Below are 24,901 nucleotides of genomic sequence, written 5' to 3'. Positions count from 1 at the left end.
CTTGTAGGGACGAGACCATGAGCACTGAAGGGCAAAACAGCGACCAGAGGCGGCACGCCAGGTTCGAACTTCTTGAGTACGCGATCGTGCGCCAGCAGGGGAAGCTTGAGCCTGTCCGGTCCGTGATCATCGACGTGAGCTTGGGCGGCCTCCAGGTCCGCTCTCGCAACAAGTTCGCCGTCGGCGAGATCTTCACTCTGCAGATCGGCCGTATGACCGAGGAGCCGCTTGTCGTACAAGCGGAGGCCCGGTACTGCATTCCGATTGAAGACTCCGACCTCTTCGCCACCGGCTTCAAATGCCTGCCGACCACGGGCGGCGAAAGGATGGAATGGGTGGACTACGTCCACGCCATCTTCCAGCGCCAGGGCGAACAGCTCACGGGCTGAGAAAGCCAAAGCCAAAACGAGTCTGGCCTCCTGTCCTCCGGAGAACCCGGGAGCCCAGGAGGCCAGCTTCTTCTTGGCGGGCGCCCTTTAGTTGCTGCCGCAGCAGCCGCCGCACCCGGCGCCGCCTTCGGATTCGGCCGTCTTGAAGGACGAGCCGCAGCCGCAGGATGACACCGCATTGGGGTTGTCGATCTTGAAGCCACCGCCCATGATGTCGTCGACGTAGTCGACCGTGGCGCCGGCCATATACTGCAGGCTCATGCCGTCCACGACCACCTGGATCTCTTCGGAAGTGAAGACCTGGTCGTCATCGTCCGCCGGGGCGTCGTCGAGGGCCATGCCATAGCTGAGGCCGGAGCAACCGCCGCCCTGCACCCAAACACGCAGCATGGCAGCCTGTTTGCCCTGGCTGACCATAAGCTCTCTCAGTTCACATGCGGCTCGAGGAGTGAGAATGATGGACATAGTTTTGCTCCAGCGGCGGGATCGCTAAGGGCATTGTGCCATAGCCAAAAGGGGCTCTGGGACGCTGTGGCCTACCGCTGCCCCCTTTCCCACGTACGCAAGTCCCGAAAGGTGACAATTCTGGGCACTAAGCCCGCCCGGACCTCGTTCGCATCCTATGTGGAAAGGCAGTCCCCGGGCAGGGGAAGGAGGCAAGGTGGGCGCCAAGCCCTGTTCGATGCCGCAGACCGTTTGTTCACGGCCTCGGGATACTCGCGCGTCAGCGTCGCCGAGATCCTTGCGGAAGGAGGGCTGAAGGCCCCGTCCCTTTACCATCACTTTGGCGACAAGGAAGGCATTTATTCGACTTGGCTCCAAGTCTCGCTCAAAAGGCTGGGCGCCGAGCTCTCCGCGTTGGTCGGGGAGGAGCTCCCATTGCCAGAAACGCTCGTGCGGCTTCACCGGGCGCTGACTGCCGAGGACAGCCCGGACGTGCTTGCGGTCTGGCGGGACTGCGAGGACCTCTCACCGCACGGCAGGGAAGAAGCCCTGAGGCTCCTGGAAGAACAGGTGTACAGACCGGTCGAGGCGGCTTTGGGTCAGGGCCAGCGGCGGGAAGCGGGCCTTGCAAAACTGATCGTGAACGCGATGGCATCGTCCCGCAATAATTACTTTGGGGAGCAACCGTCTCGTCCCGCGATCGAGGCGTGGCTTGCGGCGTTGAGCCAGGTCCCCGGAGGGTCACAGCCGTTGTCCAGTCCGAACGGGACGGCCGGCGAAGCTCGCTCGCTCGGTGTACACTGACCGCCCTCGAATGCCGTACGTCGTCACTGAACCCTGCATCGGAGTCAAGGACAAATCCTGCATCACCGTCTGCCCCGTAGACTGCATCTACGAAGGGGACGACATGGTTTACATCCACCCGGACGAGTGCATCGATTGCGGCCTCTGTGAGCCGGAGTGCCCCGTTTCCGCCATCTTCGTCGATACCGACGTGCCCGAGCAGTGGCGCGAGTACGTCCAAAAGAACCAGGTCAAGTCCGCCGAAATCAGCGGCGGCTAGGCGGCGAGCCCGAGTTGTGAGCGCCAGCGGGCGAGCTCTGTCCGCGAGTCGGCCTGGATCTGGAAGCCCACGCGGTACCGGTTGAGTCGGTCGCCGGCAGGTTTGCAGTGCCGGACGGTGGCCGAGACCTGAAGGTCGCCGACCGGCGACTGCATCTGGACCTGGTAGGTCTCGCCGTTCTGAAGTTCCAAGGCGCAAAGGACGCCCAGGCCGTCGTAACTGGCGTCGAAGATTTCAAGTTCCACCGAGCCGGACGGATGGGCAAGGTTGGCCGTGATGCCTCGCACGGTGCGCCTCGCCTGCTCGTTTGAAGGGATCTGTCGTGGGTTCTGGCTGAGTTCGAACACCGCTTGGTCGCCGATGGCGCTGGCGAAACGGGCCTGGAACACGAGGCTCGCGTCTTGGCCAAAGACCTGGAAGTGGAACGTCTCGCCGGTCTGGAATCCGGGGGCGTCCGGCGCCTTGACGACGATCGCCTTATCCGCTATGCGCAAGACCCAGCCGCCAAAGAACTTAGCGTCGGAAAGCCTCTGCAGCCTGGCTCGGTTGCCCTCGTAAGGATTGCCTTTGCCCATGGATCAGTATTCCTGGACGACCCTCGCCCAACGGGGCGCATCGAGCCGCCCCAAGTCGATAACCTTCACGCCTACGCGGTGAAAGCCGGGATGGTCTGGGGCGGGCCGGCAGTTCATCACTTGGCCATCGCCTCGAACCATGCCGAGCGGGGTCGCAATCTCGAAGCGGATCGTGTCGCCGAGCCGGATCTCACGCTTCGAGAAGAGGGCGAAACCCTCGCTGGAGACGTCGAGAAGGCTCGCTTCAAGTGCGGATCCGCTAGAGTTGACCATTCCGTCTATGCCGGTCACACGGATGCGGAACGGCTGGGGTGTCGGGGCGTAGCGGGGCTGCGGGCCGATCATCAAGACGAGCGTCACCATCCGCGCTTCGAGGAGCCGGGCAGACGTGCCTTCGATCGCGGCGACCACTCCGTTAGCCCCCATGTCGAGTTGCTCCACCGACTGGAGTGTGGCCTCGAAGATGAAGTTCCCCCTTTGGCCGTTCGCTTCCATTCGGAAGGTGTCCCCGATCTCGAGGACCTTTGAGGCGTTCACGTCCGCCTCGACCCTAGACCCGAAGAAGGACCGCAGCCAACCGTTAAAGATCGCCGCGTCTTTAACCCGGTGCAGTCGCAGCCTCGTTCCTATGAAGTCCTTGGGCGTATACCGGGGCACCGTATGAATCATTGGCTGATTCGGGGCCGCGCTCAAGCCGTTCCGCCACAAATTTCAGTCTAGAATTACACCAGTGGATTCACGTGATCGAGACGCCGGCCACGACGTGAGCGAGGTCGAAGACCGCTTCGTCGTTGAGTGGGGGCGGATGAGCTCCAGTTGGGGCATCAACCGTACGATGGCTCAGATCCACGCCTTGCTCCTTTTGACCGGGCGGCCCTTCACGGTCGAGGAACTGATCGAAAGGCTCCACATCAGCCGTGGCAACGCGAGCATGAACCTGCGGGATCTCGTCGACTGGGGCATCATCCGCCGCTCGCGCAACCCGGGAGACCGGAAGGACACCTATCAGAGCGAGGCTGACGTCTACCAGGTCTTCGCCCGGGTGATCCGTGAGCGGAAGAGGCGGGAGATCGATCCGACCGTTGACGCCCTGCGGGAGTGCCTTGCGATGGTGCCGACCGAGGACGAATCCGGCGAAGCGGAAAAACTTAAGGAAAGACTGAGGGCGATCCTCGAGATCTTTGGCACGATCGACCGAATCTATGACCAGGTGTTCCTTTCCGACGACGGTTTTCGGCAGGCCGTCCGGCTCCTGAACGATGGCGACCTGGGCTTTGAAATGAAGAAGGTAAGGTGAACTTTCAAGAGATGGCGGAAACGAAAGCCCGACGCCAGTCCCAAGCCGTCGTTTCAAAAGCGCCCGTCCTCCCCGTTCGGGACACCGTGCACTTTCCTGGCGTCATTCAGACGCTCCTCATTGGCCGGGACATGTCCGTCAAAGCGCTCCAGGCGGCTCTGAAGCGCGACCGCGAGGCTCTGGTGCTGGGCCAGCGGGACCAGGGGGTCGACGAGCCCACAGGCGACGACCTCTACCGCACGGGGACGCTCAGCGAAGTCCTCCACGTCCTGCCCCTCCCGGATGGCACGATGCGGGTCGTGCTCCGCGGGCTCGCCCGTGCCCGGGTCGAAAAGATGACTTACCGAGCAGGGTCGTTCAATGCGGAGCTGACCCTGATCGAAGAGCCCGTGCCCACGGGCGACAATGTCGCCGCATTGATGCGGGAATGCGTCGCGACCTTCCAAGAGGCGGTGGCGCTCGGGCTCTCGGTGCCGCCGGAACTGGTGGAGTCGGTGGCCTCGGTCGAAGACCCCCGCTACCTGGCCGACCTCCTTTCCCACCACCTCCCGAGCAATGCCGCGGTCAAGCAGGGCCTCCTGGAAGAGATCGACGCGATGGCCAGGCTTGAGGAGCTGGTCCGCATCCTCGTGAAGGAGCGCCAGGTGTTGGAGATGCAGGCGACGCTCCGCACCCGGGTCGAGCGCGAACTTGGCCAGACCCAACGTGAGTACTACTTGCGGGAGCAGCTCAAGGCGATCCAGCAGGAGCTCGGCGGAGAGGCGGTACTGAGCGAAGAGGGCGAGGAGTACCGGCAGCGCCTTGAGGACGCGGGCATGGACTCCGAGACGCTGGACAGGGCCGTCCAAGAACTGAGACGGCTTGAGCGGGCGCCATCCAGTTCGCCGGAAGGCATGGTCATCCGGACTTACCTGGACTGGCTCGCGGCCCTGCCTTGGGGCATCCTCAGCGAGGATCGCATCGACGTCCGGAAGGCGTCCGCGATCCTGGAGCGCGAGCACTACGGACTGGCCCAGGTGAAGGACCGCATCCTCGATTTCCTCGCCGTGCGCCAGCTTTCGCAGTCGCTCCGCGGCCCGATCCTCTGCTTTGTCGGACCCCCCGGGGTGGGCAAGACCTCGATCGGCCGCTCCATCGCGGAATCCTTGGGCCGCCAGTTCGTCCGCATCTCTCTCGGCGGCGTGCGCGACGAGGCGGAGATCCGGGGCCACCGACGGACTTACATCGGCTCGATGCCGGGCCGACTGATCCAGAGCCTGAAGAGTTGCGGGACGCGGAACCCCGTGTTCATGCTGGACGAGATCGACAAGATGGGCTACGACTTCCGGGGCGACCCCACGTCGGCCCTCCTTGAGGCTCTCGACCCGGAGCAGAACGCCCACTTCAGCGACCACTACCTCGAGGTGCCGTTCGACCTCTCGGCCGTGATGTTCGTCGCCACCGCGAACCTCCTGGAGAACGTGCCGGCCGCCCTGCGCGACCGCATGGAGGTGATCCGCTTCCCCAGCTATACCGAGCAGGAGAAGCTCCAGATCGCGACGAAGTACCTCGTGCCGAAAAAGCTCGTCGAGCACGGGTTGACCAAGGCCCAGTTCAAGGTGCCGAAGGCCACGTTGGAGGTCTTAGTGCGGGAGTACACCCGTGAGGCCGGCGTGCGTGGTCTCGAGCGCGAGATCGCGACGATCTGCCGCAAGGCCGCCCGCCAGATCGCCGAGGGCGAGACGGACTGCGTCCATGCGACCCCGGACCAATTGGGAAGGCTGCTCGGCAAGCCGCGCTATCGATACGGAGTCCGCGGCAAGCGGGACGAGATCGGCGTCGCGACGGGCCTCGTCTATAGCGAGTACGGGGGCGACATCGTCACGATCGAGGTCTCCCTATCAACCCCCTTCGGCGACCAGCCTCAAGTGCGCCTCACCGGCTCGCTGGGGGACGTCATGAAGGAGTCCGCGTACACGGCCATGACCTACCTCCGCGCCAACCAAGAGCGGTTCAGCCCGGATAAAGAGTTCCGTTGCGACCTCCATGTGCACGTGCCAGAGGGGGCGGTGCCTAAGGACGGGCCGTCGGCCGGGGTTACGATCCTTACCGCCCTGGTGAGCGCCTTTACCGGCAAGCCGGTGCGGCGGGACGTGGCGATGACGGGCGAGGTCACGCTCCGGGGCCGCGTGTTGCCGGTAGGGGGGGTGCGGGAGAAGATCCTCGCCGCCCACCGCGCGGGGATCAAGAAGGTCGTGCTCCCGGAGGAGAACCTCCGGGACTTGGACGACCTGCCCGAGAGCGTGCGGAAAGACATCGAGTTCCACCCCGTGGCGACGGCGGAGGAAGCTCTGGCGATCGCCCTTGGCTGACGCAACGGCCCTGCACGTCGTGGACCTCGGCCGCATGGGGTTTCTTGCGGCCTGGGAAGAGCAACGGCGGGCGGCGGAGCCCTTCCGGCAAGACACGCTCTTCCTGGTCGAGCACGACCCGGTCGTGACCCTCGGGGCCAGTCACCACTTGGAGAATCTGCTCGTCCCGCCGCAAGAGTTCGCCCGTAGGGGCATTGCGGTCGAGCGAGTGGACCGGGGAGGGGACGTCACCTTCCACGGCCCCGGGCAGCTTGTCGCCTATCCCGTCTTCGACGTCGCCCAGCATGGGCGTGACCTGCACAAGTGGCTTCGCGACCTCGAGGAGGTTGTCATCCGCAGCTTGGCCGCCTATGGCCTCGAGGGGTACCGGTTCCCGCCGCACACCGGGGTTTGGGTGCAGGTGGAGGGAGAGCCCCGCAAGATCGCTGCGATCGGCGTGAAGGTGCGAAGATGGGTCAGCACCCACGGGATCGCGGTCAATGTCGAGAACGATCTTTCCCTCTTCGACCTCATCGTGCCGTGTGGCATCCCGGGTTACGGGGTCACCTCCTTAACCGAGGCGACGGGCCGCAGGGTGACGGTGGAAGACTACAAGGCCCCGCTCCGCGACGCCTTCCAGAGTGTCTTCTTCTAGGCGTGCCGTGGCGAAAAAAATGGGCGCCTCTCGTTGGAGGTCGCCCGAACCCTATCTCGCTTGCGTCTTGCCCTCGGCAAGTCTCGTGGCTGCCTTTTCGGTAGCTCTGCAAGGATTCTCGGGAGCACGAATCGGCGGCAACAGGGTTGCACAAGGTCTTTTTGCTCGGGTTTGGCCTGGCCGGTGTGAGAACGCTTCGCCCGGGGCGTACTATTGGAAGGAGTGCCGGAAAAAATCCCGCCCACGAAGGCACCCCCGCTCAACCCGATCGCGAAGTCGATCCTCGAAGGGGACGTCATCGAATCTATCCGCCAGGTCTACGACCCGGAAATCCCGGTCAACGTCTACGACCTCGGGTTGATCTATTCGGTGATGGTCCACGACGATGCCACGGTCGACATCAAGATGACCTTGACGAGCCCGGCCTGTCCCGTTGCCGGGACGCTTCCCGGCGAGGTCGAGCAGGCCGTCCGGAGCACACCGGGCGTCCGAAGTGCGAACCTCGAACTGGTCTGGGACCCGCCCTTCACGATCGACCGAATCCCGGAACACATCCGCCTAGAGCTGGGCCTTTACTGGTAAGAGCATCGCATGACGACCCCATTCCCCCTTGAGATCGAGGAGCGCGCCGCGGCAGAGCTTGTGCGTGCGGCTGGGCGCAAGGGCGTCGCCTTCCTCCGGGTCGGGGTGAAAGGGGGCGGGTGCTCGGGCCTGGAATACGTCGTGCGGCCGGAAGAAGCGGCGCGCGAAAGCGACCTCGTGCTTGAGTTGGCGGGCGTGACCCTGCTCTGCGACCCTCGCTCGGCCGAGTTCCTGCAAGGGGCGAAGCTGGTCTGGACGGGCAACTTGCTGACGGGCGGGTTCTCGTTTGAAAACCCCAACGCCGCCCGCTCGTGCGGGTGCGGAACCAGCTTCACGCCCAAGGCCGAAGAGGCATCCTAGAAGAACTTTGCCCCGTTCGGCACGGGCTTGTCCGGCACGCAAAGCACGACCGCCCCGTCGCTGTCCGGAAACCCGGTCGTAAGGAACTGGCTTTCGAACCCGGCGATCCGGCGCGGCCCGAGGTTCAAGACGCCGACGACCTGTCGCCCCACCAGCGACTCGGGCGTATAGTGGACCGTGAGTTGGGCCGAAGAGGCCAAGACGCCGAGCTCTCCAAAGTCCACCCAGAGCTTGACCGCCGGTTTGCGCGCTTCAGGAAAGGGCTCCGCCCGCACGACCGTCCCGACCCGGGCCTCGACCTTTGCGAACTCATCCCAACTTACCGTTTCCATCAGACGTATTCTGACGAGGAATGAAGGTCTTGACCGTCGGATATGGCAACCAGAGCTGGGAACGGACTCTGGCGCGACTGACGGCGCACTCCGTCACCCACCTGGTGGACGTGCGGACCAACCCTTTCTCCCGCCACTCGCCCGATTTCCGTCGGGACACTCTCCGAAGCTTGGCCGAGGCAGCTGGGCTCGCCTACGTCTTTCTGGGCCGCGAACTCGGAGGGAAGCCCAACGACCCGGCCTTGCAGACGGACGGACGCCCTGACTACGAGAAGATCCGCGCTTCAAGCGTCTTTGCCGAGGGGGTGGCCGTCTTGGAGGGGCTGCCGGGCGTTCCGTGCCTCCTGTGCGGGTGCCTCTCGCCCGATTCCTGCCACCGTGGGCGCCTCGTCACGCCTGTGCTCGTGGAACGGGGCCACGAGGTGTGGCACATCATGGGAGACGGGACAGTCCTCCCGCACGGGCACAAGGAGCAGGGCCAGCTTTTCTAGGGGCCCCTACTTCGCGCAGAGCTGGCGGTAGATCGCAATGACCTTGCGCACGTAGCGCTGGGTTTCTTGATAGGGCGGCACGCCGCCGTGCTTGCGGACCGCTCCCGGCCCGGCGTTGTAGGCGGCCAGGGCGAGCACAAGGCCCTCGAAGTCGTCGCCCGTCTTGGCCGTATAGGTGTCCAAGTGGTCGCGCATCAGCTTGACGGTGCCATAGATGTTCTGGTCCGTGTCGTACGCGTTGCTGACCCCCAGCATCTTGGCGGTTCCCGGCATAAGCTGCCCGAGGCCCATCGCGCCTGCGTGGCTGGTCTCGTTCGGGTCGAACGTGCTCTCCGCGACGATAATGGCCACGATGAGCCGGGCGTCCACGCCAAAGTGGGCGCTCATGGCGAGGATGCCTTCGGCGATCTGGCGGGCCTTTGCGTCGCCCAGGCGCGGGTTCATCCTCTTTGCAAAATTCGTGTAGGCCGGCACGAGCTGCGCCAGGCTGGGCGAAAGGTTCGCGGGGGAAGCGGTGGCTCGGGGGACGCCCGTGGACGGGATGTCACCCGGGATCGGCGAGGGCCGGCCACCCTTACGCGAAGTGGTGGAGCCTTTGCCTCGGGCCGGCGCAGCGGTCGGCTTGGGCCGTGCGGCGGCTTCCTTTGCCGCGACCTGGCCCTCGGTGGCCGCTCCGAGCAGGGTGGCTTCGAGCATTCCCGATTCCGTGGCCCGCTTCGCTTCGATCAGCAGCCGGGCAGGGGTGGAGTTCCCGACCAGCCAGTTGGGCGGCGCGTCCGACTTCACAAAGATCTGGCCGCTCGAGCCCGAGAGGATCAGGAGTTTGGAGCCGTCGGGGCCGCCGACGACACCGTTCACGGTGCCGCGGACTTCGAGGACCTTTCGCCCGACGAAGCTCGTCAAGGCGTCCGGGTCTGCGGCCTGCTCGATCCCGTACTGGCGGCGGAGCTTCATGTAGCCCTCCAGGGTCTGGCCCGGCGCCGTGACGACGGCCAGGAGCGTTCCGATCAGGAGAAGGGCTCGGCCGTGCATACGAAAATCTGGCGGACAGATCGGGATTCGAACCCGAGAGGGGATATAATCCCCTACCCACTTAGCAGGCGGGCGCTTTCGTCCACTCAGCCATCTGTCCGCGTTCTGCCCCATTATTATCCATAGTTGGACGTCGCGGCCGCCACGAAAGGTCCGTGAGCCTTTCCTCAGTCGCTGATCCCGAGCTTTTCGTACAGTCGGCGCTCCAGTGCCTGCCGAACAGAATCCATCGAGATCAGCTCCATGACTTCCGCCGCAAAGGCGTAGACCAGTACGGCTTCTGCCTGCGCCTTGGGGATCCCTCGGGAGCGCATGTAGAAGAGCGGAAGGTCCTCCAGCTGGCCGACCGTCGCCCCGTGCGTGCATTTCACGTCGTCGGCGAAGATCTCGAGCTGCGGCTTGGAGTCGATCGTGGCGCGGGGACTGAGGAGCAGGGCTTGGTTCGTCTGCTTCGCGTCCGTCTTCTGGGCATCTTGGTGGACGAAGATCTTGCCGTTGAAGACGACCGTCGCCTCGTCGTCGACGACTTGCTTATAGACCTCGAACGAGTTGCCGTTCGGGAAGGCATGGTCCAGCCGCGTGTGGTTGTCGATGTGCTGGCCGCCGTCGGCACAGACCACGCCGTCGAGGCGGGTGGTCGTCCCTTCGCCCCCAAGCCAGATGCCTTGGTCGACGCGGGCGATCGAGCCTCCAAAGCAAACGTTGTAGGAGTGGTACGAGCTGTCTCGGGATTGGGCCGTCTGCCAAGAGGCGATGTGGACGCTGTCCACACTCTCGTCCTGAACCCGGACGTGCTCTATGTTCGCGCCCTCGCGCACGACGACTTCAGTGACGGGCAGCGTCAGCGTCCGCTCCGTGCCATGGGCAATGTAGCTTTCGACAATCCGGGCCGAAGAACCAGTCTCGGCCACGACCAGGAGGCGGGGAAAGAAAGCTTGGCCCTCGCCGGTCGCCACGTGCACGATCTCGATGAGCTGGTCGACGGTAGCTTCCCGCGAGAGGGAAATGAAGAGCCCGTCCACGAAGGCGGCCGTATTGAGCTCGGCGAACGGGTGGACGTCCGGTCGGATCACCCGCCCGACCGCGGAGGTGGTCTCCGGCTTCACTTGGGCAAGGTAGGGCAAGACGAAGTCGGGCCGCTCTTGGATCGCGTCCCGCAGGCTCTGGATGACGACGCCCGGGGGCAGCTTCGGCGCGCCGGAGAGCGAGAGATTGCGGTCAAAACGGCCGTTGACCAGCACCACTTGGAGGGACTCCTCCTCGTAACGCGGGAGCGGTCGGTCGAAGACGGCGGGGCCGGGCTCGCCCGCCCGCCAATTCGTCTCGGCGACCAGGCGCAGGGGGGTGTACTTCCATTCCTCGTGCTTTGGAGTCGGCACCCCGATCTCCCGATGGGCCCCCAGGGCTTGCCGGCGTAGCTGGGCGAGCCAATCTGGTTCGCCTGCGGGAAGCGCCGGAACGACCTTGTCGGCCAGCGACGCCTGGTAGCGAAGGGTCGCCGTCATGCCGTGACGCCGACCTCCTGCTCGATCCAGCCGTAGCCGCGCTCCTCAAGCTCAAAGGCCAGCTCCTTGCCACCGCTGCGAACGATGCGCCCGCCCATCATGACGTGCACATGGTCCGGCACGATGTAGTTCAGGAGCCGCTGGTAGTGGGTGACAATGATGAACGCCCGGTCGGGTGAGCGGAGCGAATTGACGCCGTTGGCGACGGTTTGCAAGGCGTCGATGTCCAGCCCGGAGTCCGTCTCGTCCAAAACGCACAGCTTGGGCTCCAGAACGGCCATCTGAAAGATCTCGTTGCGCTTCTTCTCGCCGCCGCTGAAACCTTCGTTGACGGATCGCTGGAGCATGTCGTCCGTCAGCCCGAGCGCCTTGACCTTCTCTCGAATGAACTTCATAAAGTTCAACGCGTCCATTTCGGGCTCGGCATGCGCCTTCCGCTTTGCGTTGACGGCCGCCCGCAGGAAGTAGGTGTTGGAGACGCCCGGGATCTCGACCGGATATTGGAAGGCCATAAAGATGCCGTGGTGGGCGCGTTCGTCGGGCTCCATTTCCAGAAGGTTCTTGTCCTCAAACTGGATGTCGCCGTCGGTGACTTCATAAGTCTCCCGGCCAGCGATCACGTTCGCCAGGGTCGATTTGCCGCTCCCGTTCGGGCCCATGACGGCGTGCACCTCGCCCGGGTTCACGGAAAGGGCCACGCCCTTGAGGATCTCCCGCTCTTCCTCCGCCACCTTTGCGTGAAGGTTTCTAATCTGCAACATCGTTCGCCGGGAGTCTACGCAACGGGGGACGCCGGTGTTCGCAGACGGCCCATTGGAGTCGGCCGTAAGGGCCGAGACGCCGGGTCCTGGTAACTTGGGGGCATGCCGAAAAGCGTGGTCATGGGCATCGATCTGGGCGGTTCTTGTCAGCCGGCGATGGGCTTGCTCAAGCGCATCGGTTATGGTGACGTCCACGCCTACGTCGTGAATTCGGTGGAGCCCGTGCTTTCGGACGGCAGCTTCCCCGAGCTTGGCGCGACCCACCCGATGGCGGACATCTTGACCCAGCTGCGGGAGAACGGTCTTCGGGCGACGCGGCAGGCCGTCGAGACCTTGGAGTCCATGGGCTTCAAGGCGGAAGGTGAGGTCGGGTTTGGGGACTCGGTCACCGTGCTCCGGCACGCGGCCGAGAAGAAGAAGGCCGACCTGATCGTGGTCGGGTTCGAGCACGACGACGCGTTCACCGCGTTCCTGGGGGGCTCGGTTTCCCGTGGGCTGGCAATGCGTTCGCCCTGCTCGCTGCTCATCGCCAAGAAGGACGTCCCCCACGACGGGCCCCTGAACGTGGTGCTGGCCACCGACCACTCGGATTACACGAACCGTTGCATCGAGACTTTGCTGGAAGACCGGCCCACGGGGATCGGCAAGGTGACTGTGGTCGCGGTCTACCGGGGCCCGGGCGGCAACCTGGCGGGGCTCGACGGCGACGCGATGCTGAAGGTCTCTGACGCGATCGGCAACTTGCGCCAACGCGTCGAAGAGATGAACCAGGCGCTGGTCGAAAGGCTAAAGCCGTGGGTGGCGGATGTCGATTCGGTCGTGCTTGAGGGGCACGCGAACCTAAAGATCCGTGAACTGGCCCAGGAGCGCAACGCGGATTTGATCATCGTCGGCGCCCAAGGGCACGGGTTCTTGGAAAGGCTCTTCGTGGGGAGCGTGGCTTTCGACATGGTCGAGAACGCCCCGCAGAACCTTTTGTTGCTGCGACCGCGAAGTTAGCGGTAGCGGTAGACGATCCGTGCTCGGTTCAGGTCGTAGGGGCTTATGCTGACCCGCACGCGGTCGCCGTTCAGGATTCGGATCCAGTGGCGGCGCATTTTGCCGCTGATATAGGCGAGGATCTCGCCGTCAGTCTCGTCGAGCTTGACGCGGAACTGGGCGTTGGGGAGGTTCTCAATGACCGTCCCGTCAAGCTCTATGCCTTCTTCCTTTTCGGAATCTTCTTTAATCTCCGGCGGTACGTACTGCCGGCCTCTTCCGCGTCCGCGTCCTCTAGCCATAGATGGGGTTAATTTTCCACTGTGAGGATTTCGGGGCCGTCTTTGGTGACGGCCACAGTGTGCTCAAAGTGTGCCGACAGTTTACCGTCTTCGGTCACCACAGTCCAGCCATCGTCCAAAGTCACGATCTTGCGAGTGCCTTGGTTCACCATCGGCTCGATACAAATCGTCAATCCTGGTTTGATCCAGGGGCCCTCCTTCGGGCGGCCGTAGTTGGGCACGTTCGGCTCCTCATGGAGGTTGCGCCCGATGCCATGGCCCAGCAGTTCGCGGACGACGGAATAGCCGTTGGACTCGACATAACGCTGGATTGTTGCGGAGACGTCCCCGATGCGGTTGCCGGGTCGGGCCTTGGCTATGCCCTGCCACATCGCCTCTTGGGTCACGTTCAGGAGGCGCTGGGTCTCGCTCGAGACCGTGCCGACCGCGAAGGTCCAGGCGCTGTCCGCATGGTAACCGTCCTTGCACACGCCAAGGTCGATGTCGATAATGTCGCCCTCTTGCAGGACCCGCTCGTTCGGGATGCCGTGGATCACGACCTCGTTGACACTGATGCAGGCCGAAGCCGGGTAGCTGTCGCGGTAGTTCAGGAAGCTTGGGACGCCGCCTTGTTCGCGGATCAACCTCTCGGCCAGGTCGTCCAATTCCTTCGTGGTGGTTTTGCCGGGGACGATGGCTTCGCTCAGCAGACGGATCGTGCGGGCGACGATGCGCCCGGATTCCCGCATCTTGGCGATCTCGGAGTCTTTCTTGAGGTGGATCACTGTGCGGCCCCTTGGCGCGGCCGCCCGAGGCCGGTCAAACGCCCAACCCCGCGATGATCTCCGAATAGACCTCTTCGGGCCCTTGGTCGCCGTTCACACGCAGGAGCTGCCCCTGCCTATGGTAGTAGTCGACGACGGGTTGCGTGTTCTCATGGAAGACGCGGAGGCGTTCGCGGATCGTTTCCGGTTTGTCGTCCTCGCGGACGATGAGGGGGCTGTTGCAGAGGTCGCAGAGCCCTTCCCGCTTCGGTCGTTTGTGGTCTGCGTGGTAGATCTCGCCGCACTTGGTGCAGCCCATCCGGCCGCTGAGCCGCTCGATGACGGTCTCGTCCTCGACCTCCAGGCTCACGACGCCGGTGAGTTCAAGCTCGGCCCGGGCGAGTTCTTCCGTCAGGGCTTCCGCTTGGCGGACGGTTCGCGGAAAGCCGTCCAGGACGAAGCCCTTTCGTCGGACTTCGTCGGAGCGGATCCTCTTCAGCATCATCTGGATCGTGATCCCGTTCGGAACAAGCTCGCCACGGTCGATGTACGACTTGGCGAGCTGTCCAAGGTCGGTCTCGGCCTCGATCTCTTTGCGAAAGATCACGCCGGACGAAAAGGGCTTAAGCCCGAGCCGCTCTTCGAGGAGGGCGGATTGGGTGCCTTTCCCGACTCCGGGGGGGCCGATTAAGATGAGTCGGACCGGTGTCATTCGTATTGCTTGACGAGCAGGTTCGCCTCGATCTGCCGCATTGTTTCCAGCGCCACGCTCACCATGATGAGCAGGGAGGTGCCGCCGATGAGGGCGAGGCCCTGGATCGGCGCGATAAGCGGGAAGAGGTAGGGCGTCAAGGCTACGCCGGCCAAGAATGCGGCGCCGACGAAGGTCACCCGGGAGATGACCCCGTCAAGGAAGTCCTTGGTCTGCTTGCCCGGCCGGATGCCGGGAATGTAAGAACCGGCGCGCTTCAGGTTGTCGGCGATGTCCTCGACGTTGTACATCATCGCGTTCCACATATAGGTGAACACAAAGATGAGCACCATGTACAGCAGGGCGCCGATGTAGCCGACCGGCCGGGTGAAGTCCGGCGCGAAGAGGTTGGCGACGGTCATAAGCCCCTGGTGGATCGGGCTGGTCGGCGGGAACGCGGCCGCGAACTGGGCCGGCATGTAGACCAGCGAGATCGCGAAGATGACCGGGATGACGCCCGCCATGTTGACCGAGATCGGCAGATAGCTGGTCTGTCCCCCGAGGGACTTCGTCCCATAGTTCCGCCTCATGTGCTGGATCGGGATCCGCCGTTGGGCGACGGTGAAGAGCACGATGGACCAGGTGATGAGGACGAACAGAATCAAGATCAGGGCGGCTTGCCACCATCCGATCGTGCCTTGGGCGACTGTGGTGCCGACCAGGTTGATGATGTTCGGGATCGAGATGACGATGCCCGCGAAGATCAGGAGCGAGATGCCGTTGCCGATCCCTCTTTCGCTGAGTTGCTCGCCCATCCAGAGGAGGCCCATGGATCCGGCCGTCCAGAAGAGGACCATGCTGAGCTTGGGCATAAAGCCCATGGCCGCAAGCTCCGGCACGGAGCCGGCCATCAGTGTGATGAGGCCCCAGCCCTGGAAGGCGCAGAGGCCGAGGGCGAGGAAGCGGGTCCGCTTGTTCTGTTGTCGCCGGGCGTATTCGCCGCCTTCCTGCAGCTCCTTCTTCCACTCCGGCACGGCCAGGGTCATGACCTGGGTGATGATCGAGGCGGTGATGTAGGGGCCGAGGCCGAGGGCGAGGATCGAGAGTCGCCGGAAGGCGCCTCCGCCGAGCGTGTTCAGCAGCATGAAGAAGTTGTTGTCCTTCAGCAGCGAGGTCAGCCGTTCGGGGTCGAGCCCTTGGACGGGAACGGGGACGTGCACGCCGAGCGCGTAGACACCGAAGCACATGAGGACGAAGACCATTCGTGCCCGAAGGTCTTCGTCCAACCATGCGAGACGCAGGGTCTCGAGCAGTCCTAACCGTAACCCTTTGTCTCCCGGGCCTCCGCCCAGGCTGGCGATCGCACTCACTGTTTATTCACCTTTCTTGGTCTTCTTCACGCCTTTCGCGTCGCTATTGTTCTTATCCTTCTTCTGCGGCTGGGTCTTTTCCGGCCGTTCCAGCACGACGACTTTTCCGCCGGCCTTCTCGATCTTCTCGCGGGCGGCTTTGCTGAAGAAGTGGGCGGTGACGGTGAGCTTTTTCGTGACCTCGCCGTGGCCCAGGATCTTCACGCCGTCCATCTCGCCGTGGATGAGGCCCGCCTTCATCAGGTCTTCCGGCCCCGCCTCCTTGTCGAAGTACTTGTCGAGCGAGGAGACGTTGACGATCGCGTACTCCTTGTGGTTGATGTTGCGGAAGCCCTTCTTCACCGGCAGTCTGCGGTGGATCGGGGTCTGGCCGCCTTCGAACCACGGCGGGATCTGGCGTCGCGCCTTTTGGCCCTTTGTGCCTCGGGTCGCGGTCTTGCCCATGCCACTGCCGATGCCTCGGGCGACGCGGCGTCGGCGCTTCGTGCTGCCCTTTGCGGGGCGCAAGTCGTGTCGGTTCACTCTTCAGACTCCTTGGTTTCCGGTTCGGCCTTTTTCTTGGCCCGGGTGGTCTTGGGCTTTTCGGCGGTTTCTTCGCCGGCGGCCTCTTGCTTTGGCTTTGCCGCCTTCGGCTTCTTTTCGGCCGCAGCGGCGCTGCCGATCCGGGCGGCGGCCTTGTGGCCCTTCGCCCTCGGCGTCTTGGGCTGTTCTTCGACTTCCTCGACTTCCAAGAGGTGCTTGACCTTGTGGATCATGCCTCGGATCGAGGGTGTGTCGTGCTGCAGCACGCTCCGGCCCGTTTTGTTAAGGCCGAGCGACTGGACGATCGCCCGGTTCCGGGGCGTGTTGCCGAACTTGCTCTTGACGAGCGTGATCTTAAGCATGGTCCGCTTCCTCCTTACGGGCCTTGGCGAGCCAGGGCACGAGTTCGTTCACGTCGGCCCCACGGCGCTGGGCCATGGTTTCCGGCGCGGCGAGTTCCTTGAAGGCGCTCACCGTGGCATAGGCGACGTTGGTGCCGTTCCTGCTGCCGAGACACTTCGCGAGCACATCGTGGATGCCGGCGGCTTCCAGGCACATGCGGACGGCGGAGCCGGCCTTGACGCCGGTACCGGGCGAGGCCGGTTTCAGCACGACTTCGGCCGTGCCCCACTTGCCTCGCACCTCGTGCGGGATCGTGGTGCCGATCATCGGCACTTTGAACATGCTCTTCTTGGCCGCCTCTTCCGCCTTGCGGATGGCGTCCGGGATGCCCCGGGCTTTACCCAGGCCGACGCCGAGGCTGCCTTTGTTGTCCCCGACCACGACGAGGATCGACCAGCTGGCCGTCTTGCCGCCCTTGTGGGTCTTGAAGACCTTGTTGGAGCGGATGACGCGGACGTCGAGTTGCGGCCCTTCCGGTTGCCGGCCGTCGCGCGGGGCGCTCGGCTGTCGTCGCCCGACGAGTCTTGGTCCTCTAGCCATTTAAAACTCCAACCCTCCTTCTCGGGCGCCATCGGCGAGGCTCTTCACGACGCCGTGGTACTGGAACCCGCCTCGGTCGAATACCGCCGTGCTCACACCCGCTTTCTTCGCCCTTTCGGCCAGTGCCAGGCCGACCTTCTTGGCCCCGGCGATGTTGTCCGTCGCTTCGAGCCCCTTCTCCAGGCTGCTGGCCGCGGCCAGGGTGTGGCCGGCCACGTCGTCGATGAGCTGGCAGCTGATGTGCTTGGTGCTCTTGAAAACCGCGAGGCGCGGTCGCTCGGCCGTCCCGCGGAGTTTCTTCCGCAGACGGTCGTGCCGCACGACCCGCATGTCGCTTCTTGTCTTGGTGGCCATGATTACTTACCTGCCCTCTTGCCAGGCCGTAGCTTCACGACCTCACCTTTGTAGCGCACGCCCTTGCCTTTGTAGGGGTCGGGCTTTCGCGCCTTGCGGATGTCCGCCGCGATCTGTCCGACGACGGCCTTGTCGATGCCGCTGACGGTGATCGTGGTGACGCGTGTCTTCTCGTCCGGTGCGATGTTGAAGTCGATGCCTTCCGGCGGGGTGATCTTGACGGTGTGGGAGTAGCCCACGCTCAGGACGAGGGTCTTGCCCTCCATCGACGCGCGGTAGCCGACGCCGTGGATCTCCAGGGTCTTTTTGTGCCCTTCGGTGACACCGGTGACCATATTGTCGATCAGGGTCCGGGCGAGGCCGTGCTGGCTCCGGTGGAACCGGTCGTTGTCCGGCCGGTCGATCTTCAGGACGCCGTCCTCCTGCGAGAGGGTGAGGCTCTCCGCGACCCGCACCGCGAGTTCGCCTTTCGGCCCCTTGACCGCGATATGGCCCTTTTCGGACGTGACGGTGACGGTGCCGGGCACCTTGATGGGTTTAAATCCGATTCGTGACATCGCTTACCAAACCTCGCAGAGGACCTCGCCTCCGATTTTGCGCCGCCGGGCTTCACGGTCCGTCATGACGCCTTGGCTGGTCGTCATCACCCGGGTCGCCAAGCCGCTGCGGATGGGCCGTAGCTCGCCGGACCCTTTGTAGACGCGCAGCCCGGGTTTGCTCACCCTCATGATGCTGTGGATGACCGGTTTGCGGCGGTCGTCGTAGCGCAGGTGCACCCGGACGCTGGGGAACTTCGATTCAGTGATGACTTCGAACCCGGTGATGAACCCCTCGTCCTTCAGGATGCGAAGGACCTCGAGCTTGATCTTGCTCACGGGGCAGTCCACGTTCATCGCACGGGAGATGATCCCGTTGCGGATGCGGGTCAGAAGGTCGGCAATTGGGTCGCTATGCATAACTCAGCTCACCAGCTCGACTTCACCACGCCGGGGAGGAGGCCCTTGTGGGCCATCTCACGGAAGCAGATTCGGCAGACGCCGAAATAACGGATGTACCCGTGTTGGCGGCCGCACTGGCTGCAACGGGTGTAGGCGCGCACCTTGAACTTTGGTTTGCGCTTTTGCTTTACGATTAGACAGGTCTTTGGCATTCGGTACCCCGCCGTTCCCGGGCCGGTTTGCTCCGGGCGAGGGCCGTTTCCGGCCGCCTGTCTGCTCCTTGACTGAGCCCCGCACCGGGAGGGCAAGACGGGACGTCTAGACTCTCGTAAGCGGGAAAGACCCGTTGCACCTTGCCTGTGGCTCGGTTTTGAGCCCTTGGAAAGCTCCAAGGACGAAGGCGAAATATACCCGGGCTCCGAGTTCGCCGCCGCCTAAATCGGGACCGGTTGAGGCATCGTCCTCATCGGACTTCGAACTTCTCGACCCGCCATTCCGGGTTCATGGTCCGGCGGGCGACCGTCATCTTGATCTCCGCGGGGCCGTTTTGGAAGCTGGCCTTGCCGTTGCACTCGGCGAACTGCCACACCATATCGTCGCGGCCGCCTGCCCACGACCGGTTCGAATGGAACTCGCCGAGGCTCTTGAGCGGGCCGAGCCGCACGTGGGCCTCTTCGAACGCCTTCTCGACGTCGCTCCGGCGGAACTCGGAGGTGCCGGCCGCGTCGAGGACGTTGACGTCCCAGCGGGCGAGCGCCTCTTCCGCGATCCGGTGCGCGGCGGGTGCGGCCGATTCTTGGATCCGCCGGTGGCCGTCCAGCCAGAACCACACCAGGCCGAGCGCCGGGAACCCCAACATGAAGGCGGCCGTGGCCAGGATGGCGATTCTGGACTGGTTCCGTTGCGGCGTCATGCCTAACCCATTCTACGGCTTAACAGCTCCCAGGCGATCAGTTGGAATAGGAACAGGCAGGCGGCCAGCCCCATTTTGGTGAGGAGCGATCGCCAGACCGGCCCGGGAAGGTCCCTGCCCCGAAGGATGAGGTAAGTGCCGAACACCTGCGCCCCGACGATGCCCATGTTGTTCAAAGGTCGGTAGGGCAGCTCTGTGAGGATGTACACGGAGTTGGGCTGGGTTCCGATCGCTCTGAGGACCTCGATCCAGCACAAGATGATCCCGATCCCCGCCAAAGCGAAGATCGTGGTTTGAAAGACCCGTTTATTTGCCAGAATGATCCAGAGCAGGGTGGCGGCCGTGCAAGCCAGCGCGACGGCCTGCCCCAGGAAGTGCAGGGTCGTGACCCCTGCCTCCAAGCTGTAGTAACGCTCGGCGGTCTGGGGGGTCTCCATTTCCCGCCGGACAAGTTGCTCGTAGCCGATCAACAAGGTGCAGGAAAGGGACAAAAGCCATTCCTGCCACCCCGGCCCTCTTTTTTCGGCTTTCACCATCCAGCGCCCTCATTTTGGGCGAGTTGAACGGAGAAGGCGGGCGGATGGAACGCCGCCTTCAGGGTTTTGGCTGGAATCGGCGCGCTTTGGGCTGGAAAACAGCCCTGGGCCCTTCGTCCAGCGAACTATAATGGGGTGCCTTGCCGACGCTCTACGAAATTCTGGGCCTTGAGACGAAAGCCCAGCCCGCGGAAGTGCGAACCGCCTATCGTCGGCTCGCCCGTACCTACCACCCGGACGTCAACGATGACCCGGCTTCGCACGACAAGATGGCGAAGATCAACGCGGCGTTCGAGGTGCTCAGTGACCCCGTGCGCCGTATGGAGTACGACGCCTTAATCGGCACGGCCACCTTCGAAGAGCCGAGCGGCGAGACGGCGGGCCGGAATCCGGACGCCATCCGGGCCACCATCATCCACCGCGCCCGTGGGCACAAGACCCCGATCTATGGCCTGAGCTACGCTCCGGGAACCGGGCGGCTTCTCAGTTGCTCTTTCGACAACGAGATTTTCTGGTGGAACGAAGAGATGACCGCGGCGGAGCGGTCGATGCGTCTGGAAGGCGGCGTCGTCAGCTCCGTAGTGGCGCTTGACGACAGCCGGGCGGTGGTCGCGGGCTGCACCGAGCAGCAACTCGGCTGCTGGCGCATCGACGGCACTAAGTTTGAGGTCTGGCGCCAAGTCCCGAAGGATTGGGTCGTGACCGTGCTCCCCTCGCCTGACGGCAACTCGCTGGCGCTCGGGACGGTGACGCGCCAGGCGCGGGTGGTCGGCAGCCGTGACGGAGCGGTGAGGTTCACGTGCGACGGGCACGCCGACGCGGTGACGGCGCTGGCCTGGTCGTCGGATTCCCGCTACCTGGCCTCGGGCTCGGCCGACGCGACCGTTAAGCTCTGGGACGGGCGGACGGGTTCCCTGGTCTATACGTTCGACCAAGTCCGTTCGACCGTGACCTCGCTGGCGTTCAGTCCGGACGGGCACTGGATCGCGGTGGCGGCGGTCGATCTCTCGATCCGCGTTTTCGACGTCCACAAGCTGCAATTGCGCAAGACCTTCTTCGGCCACGACCGCCCGGTCGAGGCGCTGGCCTTCCACCCTCGATCTTGGCTGCTCGCCAGCGCGAGCCGGGACGGCAGCATGGGGCTCTGGAACGTCGTGCACGGCGTCAACCACGGGCGGGCGGAAGCCTCGCTCCAACCGCTTTCCGCGGTGGCCTTCAGCCCCGACGGCCGCCACGTCTCGGCGGGCGGGCTGGACAAGGTTTTGCGGGTTTGGCGCTTGAGTTCGCCTAAGTAAGCCCAGGGGCGTTGCCCGCGCCCAAACCTGAAGTCGAATGCGAGGTTGATCCCCTTATGGGCCCCGCAATCCTGCCGATAGACAATGCGGGATGCAAAGGGGTGTTTATTCCGCGGCCACGGCGATGGAAAGCGCCCAGCAATGGCTGGACGTGGTTTCCCATAACCTGGCAAACGCGGCGACCGTCGGCTACAAGCGCGACGTGGCCTCGTTCGACGACGGACTCGTCCGCTACTTACGGGCGGACGGTGGATCGGGCGCCCTTCTCGGCAGCATCGGGGCGGGCGCGGTCGCCAAAGGCATCGCGACCGATTTCAGCACCGGCCCCGAGACGATGACGGGCAACCCGCTCGACGTCGCCATCAAGAGTGGCAACGGAGCCTTCGCGGTGCAAACCCCGCAAGGCGTCCGCTTCACCCGCGACGGCAGCTTCAGCATCAACACGGCCCGGCAGCTCACCGACCAACAGGGACGCCTCGTCTTGGACGAGAACCGCCAGCCGATCACTTTGCCGCGGGGCGAGCCTTCGATCGAGGCGGACGGCTCCGTCAAGGTGCAGGACCATGTCGTCGGCAAGATCGGCGTCTTCTCCGGGAGCTTCGCCAAGGCCGGTTTTGGACTCTTCGAATCGAACGACGCGCGGCCTATCGCCGCGCCCGAACTCCTCCCACGCACGCTCGAAATGAGCAACGTGAACGTTGTCAGCGAGATGATCGCGATGATCCGACTCAACCGAGCTTTCGAACTGGCCCAACGCAGCGTGCAGAGCCAGGACGCAAGCACTGACCGACTGATCCAGAGCCTCCAAGGTCGCTAAACGCTGGACTGCTTTTTGGAAGCAGGAGCGAGCCGCCCCGCCGCAGAAAGCGGCAGGCGGGAGACCGGAAGAGGCGCAAAGCAACTGAAAGGAACGCGCCGCCAATGATGAGAGCACTGAACACTGCAGGCACCGGCATGGTCGCCCAGCAGACGAACTTGGACGTTATCGCGAACAACCTCGCGAACACAAACACCTACGGATTCAAGGGCCAAAGGGCAGAGTTCCAGGACGTCATGTACCAGACGATCCGGGCTTCCGGCGCCCCGACCGGCGGGGAATCGACCCTTCCGGGCCCCGCCCAGATCGGCCTGGGCTCCCGCTTCTCGGGCAACTCGACCTCGCTCTCCCTGGGCTCGATCCAGAGTACGGGCAACCCCTACGACTTGGCCATCAACGGCAACGGCTTCTTCCAGGTGACGCACCCGGACGGCACGGTGCTCTACACACGGGACGGCAGCTTTAAGACCGACGCCAGCGGCAACCTGGTCACGGTCGACGGCTACCTTGTCGAGCCGCCCGTCAACGTTCCGACCGGGGCGAGCGCGGTCACGATCGCCGGCAACGGGCAGATCACGGCCATCCTCCCGGGCTCCCAAGAACCCACCGAGATCGGCGTGCTGCAGCTTGCCGTTTTCCCGAACCCGGCCGGTCTGACCCGGGTCGGGCAGAACCTCTTCCGCGCAGGCGGAGGGTCGGGCGACCCGACCGCTTTGAACCCGGGCGACCAGGGGGCGGGCACGATCTACCAGGGCGCGCTGGAAGGGTCGAACGTGCAGGTTGTCGAAGAAATGGTCCGCATGATCACGGCGCAACGCTCCTATGAGATCAACTCAAAGGCGATCCAGACCGCCGACGACATGCTCAGCATCCTGAACGGGATGAAGAGGTAACGAAGAATGATGCTGGCACTGCTTGGGTTGCTTAGTGGTCCAAACCAGGTCGCCGTCGCGACCGAGGGCGGCTTCCTGCTGAAGGTCTTGCACGAAGGGCGCGTGGCCTATGTGCGCACCGCGACCCTCTGCTCCCGCGAGGGCCGGCTCTCCACCGTGGGTGGCGACGCCCTCCTTCCGGCAGTCTTCGTCGGAGACGACTTTTCCATCGCGGAGGACGGCACTGTCACGAGTAAGGGCGTCGTCGCCGGCCGGCTCCAGGCGTACGTCTTTAACGGGGCCCCGAGCCCTGACGAGAACGGGTTTTACCGGTCGCCCGAACGGCCCCGAACGGTGCCGATAGCAGCCCCGCTGAGGTTGGTGGTCGGCGACGCCAAGCTCTCGTCCGGCCCCACGCCGAAGCCGCAAGAGACGGTCGCGCCGACCGTCGTGACCGCCCCGCCCGCCGAACCGGCGACGGCGGACGCCCTACCGGAAGTCCTTCCCGACCCGGCCTACCTGGCCGAGGGCGGCATCGAGGTCGCCTTGAACCCGGAGACCGAGCTCGACACAGAGACTTATACGCTCGGCCAGATCGCGACCGTCTACGCCAAGGCAGACATGGCCCCGAGGTTGAGCGCGGCCGAGCTGGGGAAGACCCCCGCTTTCGGCGTGAAGTTCACGGTCGACCGCACCTGGGTGGTCAGCCGACTGCGGCTGGCGGGTCTCAAGGTGGACAAGCTCAGGTTGATCGGCCCCACGCGCGGCAAGGTGGTCCGCAAGGGCCAAAAACTGACGCACGACATGTTTCTTAAGGCCGCCTTGGACGCGGTCGCGGCGAAGCAGGCGGGGTCTTGGACGGCGGCCAAGGACGACGTTGAAATGAGCGTGCCGACCGGGTCGCTGCGCCTCGTCGTGGAAGGCGTGGAACTTGGCCGTTCGGAGGGCTCGGTCACGGTCGCCGTCTATGTCGACGGCCGCCGTTTCAATTCGCGTGTGGTTCGCTTGAAGAACACGGCCCCGATCGTCGACCTGCGCCCGGGCACGATCGTGAACGTCCGGGTGAACGCGGGCGGGGTGCAAGTGACGACCAAGTGCACGGTCGTACAGGCGGACGCCAAGACCGGCCAGGTCACCGTGCGCACCCAAGACACGAACGCCTTGCTTGTCGGCAAGCTTGCCGCGGACGGCGTCGTGGAGGTGCAGGCGTGAGGCAGGCTCTCTTCCTGGCTGCGGCCTTGCTGGCCACTTTGGCGGGCGCGCAGCAGACCGAGGAAAAGACGAACCCGGGTTCGCTTGTGACTCCGAGCTACCAGAACCCTTATCTGGACCGAGTGGCCCGGAGGGTAGGCGACCTCCTCACCGTCATCGTCGACGAGCAGAACACGGCGAACTACACGGCCAGTACCGAGGCGACCAAGAACGATAAGACGTCGTTCAGCTTCAGCTTCGTGAACAACATTTTGAACCGGCTCTTCCGGCCGTTGTCCGCTTCGGCGAGCAGCAGCGTCAAGGGGGACGGCAAGACGAACCAGACGGGGACGATGCAGACCCGGATGAGCGTGCTCGTCAAGCAAGTCTTGCCGAACGGCAACCTCTTGATCGAAGGAAAGCGGACGCTCGTCACGAACAAGGAGACTCAGACCTTCGTTCTTTCCGGCGAGATCCGGCCCTATGACATCAAGCCGGACAACACGGTCAAGAGCACCCAGATCGCCAACGCGGAAATCCGCATGGAAGGCAAGGGAATGATCCAAGACCGCCAACGCAAAGGTTTGATCACCACGATTCTCGACATCTTCTTCTAAGGCT

35 protein-coding genes and 1 tRNA gene are annotated in these 24,901 nt (G+C 64.2%); 15 read left to right on the top strand and 21 right to left on the bottom strand.

Annotated elements, in window-relative coordinates; all coding sequences use genetic code 11:
• Positions 1 to 17: 17 nt before the first annotated feature.
• Positions 18 to 389 carry a PilZ domain-containing protein gene (locus KF733_00295; protein QYK55930.1) on the top strand — a complete coding sequence of 124 codons (372 nt, stop codon included), beginning with the start codon at positions 18 to 20 and terminating at the stop codon, positions 387 to 389.
• Between the two features lie 87 nt (positions 390 to 476).
• On the opposite strand, the gene erpA is transcribed toward KF733_00295, so the two are convergent.
• The gene (erpA, locus tag KF733_00290) at positions 477 to 854 is read right to left on the bottom strand and encodes an iron-sulfur cluster insertion protein ErpA (GenBank protein QYK55929.1); all 378 of its coding nucleotides are present in this window, start codon (positions 852 to 854) and stop codon (positions 477 to 479) included.
• A gap of 231 nt (positions 855 to 1,085) precedes the next feature.
• On the opposite strand from erpA, the gene KF733_00285 reads away from it, so the two are divergent.
• A complete protein-coding gene (locus KF733_00285; protein ID QYK55928.1) occupies positions 1,086 to 1,637 on the top strand; it encodes a TetR/AcrR family transcriptional regulator in 552 nt (183 codons plus the stop codon).
• Positions 1,638 to 1,647: 10 nt separating this feature from the next.
• Complete coding sequence (locus KF733_00280; protein ID QYK55927.1) at positions 1,648 to 1,896, top strand: 4Fe-4S binding protein; 249 nt, start codon at positions 1,648 to 1,650, stop codon at positions 1,894 to 1,896.
• Here the strand turns inward: KF733_00280 and KF733_00275 are convergent.
• A complete protein-coding gene (locus tag KF733_00275; protein QYK55926.1) occupies positions 1,893 to 2,471 on the bottom strand; it encodes a PilZ domain-containing protein in 579 nt (192 codons plus the stop codon). The two genes, KF733_00280 and KF733_00275, sit on opposite strands and share 4 nt — an antisense overlap.
• 3 nt (positions 2,472 to 2,474) lie before the next feature.
• Positions 2,475 to 3,008, bottom strand: a complete 534-nt coding sequence (locus KF733_00270) for a PilZ domain-containing protein (protein QYK55925.1) — start codon at positions 3,006 to 3,008, stop codon at positions 2,475 to 2,477.
• A 193-nt stretch (positions 3,009 to 3,201) separates the two neighbouring features.
• Between KF733_00270 and KF733_00265 the strand changes: the two genes are divergently transcribed.
• The 5 genes from KF733_00265 (at position 3,202) to KF733_00245 (ending at position 7,695) form a co-directional block, all read left to right on the top strand.
• Positions 3,202 to 3,768 (top strand): MarR family transcriptional regulator, encoded by a 567-nt coding sequence (locus KF733_00265; protein QYK55924.1) that lies wholly within the window; start codon positions 3,202 to 3,204, stop codon positions 3,766 to 3,768.
• 11 nt (positions 3,769 to 3,779) lie between these two features.
• Positions 3,780 to 6,119, top strand: a complete 2,340-nt coding sequence (lon, locus tag KF733_00260; protein ID QYK55923.1) for an endopeptidase La — start codon at positions 3,780 to 3,782, stop codon at positions 6,117 to 6,119.
• Entirely contained in the window at positions 6,112 to 6,753 is a 642-nt protein-coding gene (gene lipB / locus KF733_00255; GenBank protein ID QYK55922.1) for a lipoyl(octanoyl) transferase LipB, read from the top strand. The genes lon and lipB overlap by 8 nt, the downstream gene beginning before the upstream one ends.
• Positions 6,754 to 6,975: 222 nt before the next feature.
• Entirely contained in the window at positions 6,976 to 7,335 is a 360-nt protein-coding gene (locus tag KF733_00250) for a DUF59 domain-containing protein (GenBank protein ID QYK55921.1), read from the top strand.
• Positions 7,336 to 7,344: 9 nt separating this feature from the next.
• A complete protein-coding gene (locus KF733_00245; GenBank protein ID QYK55920.1) occupies positions 7,345 to 7,695 on the top strand; it encodes an iron-sulfur cluster assembly accessory protein in 351 nt (116 codons plus the stop codon).
• On the opposite strand, the gene KF733_00240 is transcribed toward KF733_00245, so the two are convergent.
• Positions 7,692 to 8,027 (bottom strand): tRNA-binding protein, encoded by a 336-nt coding sequence (locus KF733_00240; GenBank protein ID QYK55919.1) that lies wholly within the window; start codon positions 8,025 to 8,027, stop codon positions 7,692 to 7,694. The two genes, KF733_00245 and KF733_00240, sit on opposite strands and share 4 nt — an antisense overlap.
• 20 nt (positions 8,028 to 8,047) lie before the next feature.
• Here KF733_00240 and KF733_00235 point away from each other — a divergent pair, with 20 nt between their 5' ends.
• Positions 8,048 to 8,518, top strand: coding sequence for a DUF488 domain-containing protein (locus KF733_00235; GenBank protein QYK55918.1), 471 nt, complete (start codon positions 8,048 to 8,050; stop codon positions 8,516 to 8,518).
• Between the two features lie 6 nt (positions 8,519 to 8,524).
• Here the strand turns inward: KF733_00235 and KF733_00230 are convergent, their stop codons facing one another.
• The 4 genes from KF733_00230 to sufC form a co-directional block, all read right to left on the bottom strand.
• Positions 8,525 to 9,550 (bottom strand): transglycosylase SLT domain-containing protein, encoded by a 1,026-nt coding sequence (locus KF733_00230; protein QYK55917.1) that lies wholly within the window; start codon positions 9,548 to 9,550, stop codon positions 8,525 to 8,527.
• A 9-nt stretch (positions 9,551 to 9,559) separates the two neighbouring features.
• Positions 9,560 to 9,650 (bottom strand) — tRNA-Ser (locus KF733_00225).
• A gap of 67 nt (positions 9,651 to 9,717) precedes the next feature.
• Entirely contained in the window at positions 9,718 to 11,055 is a 1,338-nt protein-coding gene (gene sufD, locus KF733_00220; GenBank protein QYK55916.1) for a Fe-S cluster assembly protein SufD, read from the bottom strand.
• On the bottom strand, positions 11,052 to 11,816 hold the full coding sequence (sufC, locus tag KF733_00215; protein QYK55915.1) for a Fe-S cluster assembly ATPase SufC: 765 nt from the start codon (positions 11,814 to 11,816) through the stop codon (positions 11,052 to 11,054). Before sufC ends, sufD begins: the two co-directional genes overlap by 4 nt.
• Positions 11,817 to 11,918: 102 nt before the next feature.
• On the opposite strand from sufC, the gene KF733_00210 reads away from it, so the two are divergent.
• Positions 11,919 to 12,815 (top strand): universal stress protein, encoded by an 897-nt coding sequence (locus KF733_00210; protein ID QYK55914.1) that lies wholly within the window; start codon positions 11,919 to 11,921, stop codon positions 12,813 to 12,815.
• Here the strand turns inward: KF733_00210 and infA are convergent.
• The 13 genes from infA to KF733_00145 all read right to left on the bottom strand — a co-directional run bounded on the left by infA (position 12,812) and on the right by KF733_00145 (position 20,105).
• Entirely contained in the window at positions 12,812 to 13,096 is a 285-nt protein-coding gene (gene infA / locus KF733_00205; GenBank protein QYK55913.1) for a translation initiation factor IF-1, read from the bottom strand. The genes KF733_00210 and infA overlap by 4 nt on opposite strands.
• Before the next feature lie 8 nt (positions 13,097 to 13,104).
• Positions 13,105 to 13,860 carry a type I methionyl aminopeptidase gene (gene map, locus KF733_00200; GenBank protein ID QYK55912.1) on the bottom strand — a complete coding sequence of 252 codons (756 nt, stop codon included), beginning with the start codon at positions 13,858 to 13,860 and terminating at the stop codon, positions 13,105 to 13,107.
• Between the two features lie 34 nt (positions 13,861 to 13,894).
• Positions 13,895 to 14,551 carry an adenylate kinase gene (locus KF733_00195; GenBank protein ID QYK55911.1) on the bottom strand — a complete coding sequence of 219 codons (657 nt, stop codon included), beginning with the start codon at positions 14,549 to 14,551 and terminating at the stop codon, positions 13,895 to 13,897.
• Complete coding sequence (gene secY, locus KF733_00190; GenBank protein QYK55910.1) at positions 14,548 to 15,900, bottom strand: preprotein translocase subunit SecY; 1,353 nt, start codon at positions 15,898 to 15,900, stop codon at positions 14,548 to 14,550. Before secY ends, KF733_00195 begins: the two co-directional genes overlap by 4 nt.
• 3 nt (positions 15,901 to 15,903) lie before the next feature.
• On the bottom strand, positions 15,904 to 16,422 hold the full coding sequence (gene rplO / locus KF733_00185) for a 50S ribosomal protein L15 (protein QYK55909.1): 519 nt from the start codon (positions 16,420 to 16,422) through the stop codon (positions 15,904 to 15,906).
• Positions 16,419 to 16,784, bottom strand: coding sequence for a 50S ribosomal protein L30 (gene rpmD, locus KF733_00180; GenBank protein QYK55908.1), 366 nt, complete (start codon positions 16,782 to 16,784; stop codon positions 16,419 to 16,421). Before rpmD ends, rplO begins: the two co-directional genes overlap by 4 nt.
• The gene (rpsE, locus tag KF733_00175; GenBank protein ID QYK55907.1) at positions 16,777 to 17,364 is read right to left on the bottom strand and encodes a 30S ribosomal protein S5; all 588 of its coding nucleotides are present in this window, start codon (positions 17,362 to 17,364) and stop codon (positions 16,777 to 16,779) included. The genes rpmD and rpsE overlap by 8 nt, the downstream gene beginning before the upstream one ends.
• Positions 17,365 to 17,718 (bottom strand): 50S ribosomal protein L18, encoded by a 354-nt coding sequence (rplR, locus tag KF733_00170; protein ID QYK55906.1) that lies wholly within the window; start codon positions 17,716 to 17,718, stop codon positions 17,365 to 17,367.
• A 2-nt stretch (positions 17,719 to 17,720) separates the two neighbouring features.
• Positions 17,721 to 18,275 (bottom strand): 50S ribosomal protein L6, encoded by a 555-nt coding sequence (gene rplF / locus KF733_00165; GenBank protein ID QYK55905.1) that lies wholly within the window; start codon positions 18,273 to 18,275, stop codon positions 17,721 to 17,723.
• 3 nt (positions 18,276 to 18,278) lie between these two features.
• Positions 18,279 to 18,674 (bottom strand): 30S ribosomal protein S8, encoded by a 396-nt coding sequence (rpsH, locus tag KF733_00160; protein ID QYK55904.1) that lies wholly within the window; start codon positions 18,672 to 18,674, stop codon positions 18,279 to 18,281.
• Between the two features lie 8 nt (positions 18,675 to 18,682).
• Positions 18,683 to 18,868, bottom strand: coding sequence for a type Z 30S ribosomal protein S14 (locus KF733_00155; GenBank protein ID QYK55903.1), 186 nt, complete (start codon positions 18,866 to 18,868; stop codon positions 18,683 to 18,685).
• A 251-nt stretch (positions 18,869 to 19,119) separates the two neighbouring features.
• Positions 19,120 to 19,569, bottom strand: coding sequence for a hypothetical protein (locus KF733_00150; GenBank protein QYK55902.1), 450 nt, complete (start codon positions 19,567 to 19,569; stop codon positions 19,120 to 19,122).
• 2 nt (positions 19,570 to 19,571) lie between these two features.
• Positions 19,572 to 20,105: a hypothetical protein gene (locus KF733_00145; GenBank protein QYK55901.1), complete on the bottom strand. Its 534-nt coding sequence runs from the start codon at positions 20,103 to 20,105 to the stop codon at positions 19,572 to 19,574.
• Positions 20,106 to 20,245: 140 nt separating this feature from the next.
• On the opposite strand from KF733_00145, the gene KF733_00140 reads away from it, so the two are divergent.
• The 5 genes from KF733_00140 (at position 20,246) to KF733_00120 (ending at position 24,897) form a co-directional block, all read left to right on the top strand.
• A complete protein-coding gene (locus KF733_00140) occupies positions 20,246 to 21,400 on the top strand; it encodes a DnaJ domain-containing protein (protein ID QYK55900.1) in 1,155 nt (384 codons plus the stop codon).
• A gap of 91 nt (positions 21,401 to 21,491) precedes the next feature.
• Entirely contained in the window at positions 21,492 to 22,217 is a 726-nt protein-coding gene (locus KF733_00135) for a flagellar hook-basal body protein (GenBank protein QYK55899.1), read from the top strand.
• A 104-nt stretch (positions 22,218 to 22,321) separates the two neighbouring features.
• Complete coding sequence (gene flgG, locus KF733_00130; protein QYK55898.1) at positions 22,322 to 23,110, top strand: flagellar basal-body rod protein FlgG; 789 nt, start codon at positions 22,322 to 22,324, stop codon at positions 23,108 to 23,110.
• Positions 23,111 to 23,119: 9 nt separating this feature from the next.
• Positions 23,120 to 24,301 (top strand): hypothetical protein, encoded by a 1,182-nt coding sequence (locus tag KF733_00125; protein QYK55897.1) that lies wholly within the window; start codon positions 23,120 to 23,122, stop codon positions 24,299 to 24,301.
• Positions 24,298 to 24,897, top strand: coding sequence for a flagellar basal body L-ring protein FlgH (locus KF733_00120; GenBank protein ID QYK55896.1), 600 nt, complete (start codon positions 24,298 to 24,300; stop codon positions 24,895 to 24,897). The genes KF733_00125 and KF733_00120 overlap by 4 nt, the downstream gene beginning before the upstream one ends.
• The last annotated feature ends 4 nt before the right edge of the window (positions 24,898 to 24,901 follow it).

Source organism: Fimbriimonadaceae bacterium (genome assembly GCA_019454125.1).
Taxonomy (GTDB): Bacteria; Armatimonadota; Fimbriimonadia; order Fimbriimonadales; family Fimbriimonadaceae; genus JALHNM01.
Note: the sequence above shows the minus strand (reverse complement) of the source record. Positions and strands in the feature narration are given on the sequence as shown.

What these genes read in the sequence shown, in the direction of transcription:
- KF733_00150 (QYK55902.1), bottom strand. Translation starts at nt 19,569, where the DNA reads ATGACGCCGCAACGGAACCAGTCCAGAATCGCCATCCTGGCCACGGCC.
- rpsH (QYK55904.1), bottom strand. Translation starts at nt 18,674, where the DNA reads ATGCATAGCGACCCAATTGCCGACCTTCTGACCCGCATCCGCAACGGG.
- sufD (QYK55916.1), bottom strand. Translation starts at nt 11,055, where the DNA reads ATGACGGCGACCCTTCGCTACCAGGCGTCGCTGGCCGACAAGGTCGTT.
- KF733_00195 (QYK55911.1), bottom strand. Translation starts at nt 14,551, where the DNA reads ATGACACCGGTCCGACTCATCTTAATCGGCCCCCCCGGAGTCGGGAAA.
- rpmD (QYK55908.1), bottom strand. Translation starts at nt 16,784, where the DNA reads ATGCTTAAGATCACGCTCGTCAAGAGCAAGTTCGGCAACACGCCCCGG.
- KF733_00245 (QYK55920.1), top strand. Translation starts at nt 7,345, where the DNA reads ATGACGACCCCATTCCCCCTTGAGATCGAGGAGCGCGCCGCGGCAGAG.
- flgG (QYK55898.1), top strand. Translation starts at nt 22,322, where the DNA reads ATGATGAGAGCACTGAACACTGCAGGCACCGGCATGGTCGCCCAGCAG.
- rpsE (QYK55907.1), bottom strand. Translation starts at nt 17,364, where the DNA reads ATGGCTAGAGGACCAAGACTCGTCGGGCGACGACAGCCGAGCGCCCCG.
- infA (QYK55913.1), bottom strand. Translation starts at nt 13,096, where the DNA reads ATGGCTAGAGGACGCGGACGCGGAAGAGGCCGGCAGTACGTACCGCCG.
- rplF (QYK55905.1), bottom strand. Translation starts at nt 18,275, where the DNA reads ATGTCACGAATCGGATTTAAACCCATCAAGGTGCCCGGCACCGTCACC.
- sufC (QYK55915.1), bottom strand. Translation starts at nt 11,816, where the DNA reads ATGTTGCAGATTAGAAACCTTCACGCAAAGGTGGCGGAGGAAGAGCGG.
- KF733_00235 (QYK55918.1), top strand. Translation starts at nt 8,048, where the DNA reads ATGAAGGTCTTGACCGTCGGATATGGCAACCAGAGCTGGGAACGGACT.
- rplR (QYK55906.1), bottom strand. Translation starts at nt 17,718, where the DNA reads ATGGCCACCAAGACAAGAAGCGACATGCGGGTCGTGCGGCACGACCGT.
- KF733_00240 (QYK55919.1), bottom strand. Translation starts at nt 8,027, where the DNA reads ATGGAAACGGTAAGTTGGGATGAGTTCGCAAAGGTCGAGGCCCGGGTC.
- KF733_00155 (QYK55903.1), bottom strand. Translation starts at nt 18,868, where the DNA reads ATGCCAAAGACCTGTCTAATCGTAAAGCAAAAGCGCAAACCAAAGTTC.
- KF733_00210 (QYK55914.1), top strand. Translation starts at nt 11,919, where the DNA reads ATGCCGAAAAGCGTGGTCATGGGCATCGATCTGGGCGGTTCTTGTCAG.
- KF733_00230 (QYK55917.1), bottom strand. Translation starts at nt 9,550, where the DNA reads ATGCACGGCCGAGCCCTTCTCCTGATCGGAACGCTCCTGGCCGTCGTC.
- erpA (QYK55929.1), bottom strand. Translation starts at nt 854, where the DNA reads ATGTCCATCATTCTCACTCCTCGAGCCGCATGTGAACTGAGAGAGCTT.
- KF733_00295 (QYK55930.1), top strand. Translation starts at nt 18, where the DNA reads ATGAGCACTGAAGGGCAAAACAGCGACCAGAGGCGGCACGCCAGGTTC.
- KF733_00280 (QYK55927.1), top strand. Translation starts at nt 1,648, where the DNA reads ATGCCGTACGTCGTCACTGAACCCTGCATCGGAGTCAAGGACAAATCC.
- KF733_00135 (QYK55899.1), top strand. Translation starts at nt 21,492, where the DNA reads ATGCAAAGGGGTGTTTATTCCGCGGCCACGGCGATGGAAAGCGCCCAG.
- KF733_00125 (QYK55897.1), top strand. Translation starts at nt 23,120, where the DNA reads ATGCTGGCACTGCTTGGGTTGCTTAGTGGTCCAAACCAGGTCGCCGTC.
- KF733_00145 (QYK55901.1), bottom strand. Translation starts at nt 20,105, where the DNA reads ATGGTGAAAGCCGAAAAAAGAGGGCCGGGGTGGCAGGAATGGCTTTTG.
- KF733_00275 (QYK55926.1), bottom strand. Translation starts at nt 2,471, where the DNA reads ATGGGCAAAGGCAATCCTTACGAGGGCAACCGAGCCAGGCTGCAGAGG.
- lon (QYK55923.1), top strand. Translation starts at nt 3,780, where the DNA reads ATGGCGGAAACGAAAGCCCGACGCCAGTCCCAAGCCGTCGTTTCAAAA.